Annotated in this window: 2 protein-coding genes; both read right to left on the bottom strand. The window is 52.5% G+C overall.

Translation table 11 applies throughout. The features are described 5' to 3' along the window. Positions 1–217 precede the first annotated feature (217 nt). On the bottom strand, positions 218–1171 hold the full coding sequence (locus M891_RS0122090; protein WP_028540294.1) for an SMI1/KNR4 family protein: 954 nt from the start codon (positions 1169–1171) through the stop codon (positions 218–220). A gap of 97 nt (positions 1172–1268) precedes the next feature. Further along, positions 1269–2192, bottom strand: coding sequence for a DUF4180 domain-containing protein (locus M891_RS0122085; RefSeq protein WP_028540293.1), 924 nt, complete (start codon positions 2190–2192; stop codon positions 1269–1271). Positions 2193–2509 lie beyond the last annotated feature (317 nt).

Below are 2509 nucleotides of genomic sequence, written 5' to 3'. Positions count from 1 at the left end.
TGAAATGGTTTGGTTTATACTACACTATCCATTTTAACCTACGAGATGTAGCAATTTGGAGGGCTGTCTTTGTTTTACGTTCATCTTAGCTAGAATGGCCTAACGTCCCTGCAAGCGCAATTAAGGTCTCTGGTGTCCGTTAGCTCAGTCCCGTGCCCCAGCCAAAAAAATAATCCCGACAACCTCGTTGTCAGGATTACATACATGTGTGGCTTACTTATTCTTGCGTCGTTCCCCCCGTCAATCCCCGTACGAACGCCTCGAAGTTCGGCGCAAGAGGGATGACCTTCTTGCCGGCCTTCTCGACGTACACCACTTCCGGCTCGCCGACGTTGGTGGATTCCCGATAATCGAGCATCACGACCCCGGTGTCAGACGGCGTATCACAGAGGACGACACCAAATTCCGGATACCCTTCCCGCTCAATCGTGGCCCGGCTTCCGGCCGCCCCGCACAGGGAGTGCGGTTTTTCCCGTCCGATGCCCATGATTCCCAGAATCTCGATGGTCTCGCCCGTTTGGCTCCGGAAGTAACGGTTGCGGGGGATACCGCCATTATGCACTTTCATCAGGTTCACGTAAAAAGCCGGCAACCGGAACACCAGCGACTCCTCCACTGACTCGACCAGCGCATCAGTAGGCGGCGCCGAGACGTACTTCTCTGCCGCAGGATTGTCATCGTCCCAGAAGCCTTCCGCATCAAAATCCCCTTCAAAAACAACCGGTTCCGCTGCGATCTTCTCGCCTTCCGAACCCGCAGCTTCCGCCGCCTCAGACGCAGACGACGCTGGTGCAGCTTCCTCGTCCCCTGCATCGCCTGCAGCGGTCTTTTCCTCGATCCAGCTCAGGAACTCCAACGTATCCTCGTCTCCCGGCTCCAACCGATCTGCCGTCTCAAACGCAGTCCGCGCTTCGTCATACCGCTCCAAATAGTAATACGCCAAGCCGATTCGATAATGCCACAGCGGGTCATCCTGCCCTTCATCGGCAATCTTCAGGAATTGCTCAACCGCCTCATCATACCGCTCCAGATTGTTCAGCGCACGCCCCAGATGGCTGATCAGCTCATAATCTCTTTCTTCCTCCGGTATGTCTGTGACGGCTTCAACGATCTTTTCATATTCATCCTCTTCATGCCACGTCTGCAACTGTTCCAATAGCTCTTCTCTCATTGATTGGCCTCCCAAGCGCATTGTCCATAAGAAAATTATACCACCCTCGGGACATGCATCACCAGCGAAGCCCGTCGGCGTTGAAATCCTGCCCTCCTTAACTTTCCGCTAACCACTTCTCCGCTTCAGCTTGGCTGGCAAACACCCGAAGTGTATTCCCTCGCTTGGATTCCGCAAGCAGTTCCTTCATCCGACCTTTAATCAGGCTCCCGTCAGTAACCACAAGGGCCGTACGAAGCGAGAAGTTCACGAATTTCTGCAAAATTTCTCCGGCCAATCCCGTTCTCAAGTTGAAAAAATCCGCAGACAGCGCCTCAGCATAAACAATAAGCCGTCCAGCGTTGTGCTCAATGCACGCTTCGATCAGTTGAATCGCGTCCTGACCAGTGGTGATTGGCGGTTCGGCGGACGTGACAACGACGATCGTTTGGTTATTGTTCTCCACTACATGATATTTCATAGGTTTCTCCCCTTTCTGATCCTTCGAATGAATCCCCAAGTCCTCGCGAAGTTGGCGGATCCAGTCCAGCTCACTCCGGTATTGCTCCAGAACTCGGCCATGGATTTGATCCCAGAGATAGGCTTCCCGAGAGGTACGGCGTGGTGAAAACTCTCCCCGGCGGAGCTTCTCCTCCTCTGCGGCAAGCTGTAAATATAATTCGTGCTCATACCCCGTAAGGAGGGCGTCCAGTTCGTCTTCCCCCAACGCATCCGCCCAGGCGAGGCGCACGAGGAAGGTGTTTTTGAACTCCGGCAGCTCCGGCGGTGACAGTACCCAAGCTTTCAACGCTTCCCGCCCGGCTTCGGTAATCGTATAGATCTTCTTCGATGGAGCACTGTCTTGATGCTGGACCTCATTCGTCACCCAGCCCTCCTCCAGCAGCTCGACTAACGCCTTGTAGATCTGATTGTTATTGCCCGACCAAGGCATAAAAGGCGAATCCTGAATGATCTTCTTCAAATCGTAACCGGTTAGCGACTGGGTGCTCAGCATCCCTAAAATCGCGTAATTGATCGACATATGAACCACCTCTGTTTATCTTAACCTATGTTAATAGTAACATATGTTTTTTTAAATCGCAATAGTCTAAGGTAAAGCTTAGAAGCGAATAAACGGAGAGAGCCAGAAACTAGGGCAGGTGAGGGGATGAAGGGGACTCCGGTGGCTAGCGGAGCTAAGGTGTGCGGATGAGCTAAGGGACTGGAGAGCCGTTATTGGAGCGGAATAGTTTGGTTCCTAACACCTAGCTAAGATGAACGTAAACAAAAGACAGCCCTCCAAATTGCTACATCTCGTAGGTTAAAATGGATAGTGATTAACCCAAACCATTTCAGAGC

Origin of the sequence: Paenibacillus sp. J14 (assembly GCF_000518465.1) — a bacterium.
In the GTDB taxonomy this organism is placed as follows: Bacteria; Bacillota; Bacilli; order Paenibacillales; family Paenibacillaceae; genus Fontibacillus; species Fontibacillus barengoltzii.
This window is presented reverse-complemented; position numbering and strand designations above follow the sequence as displayed.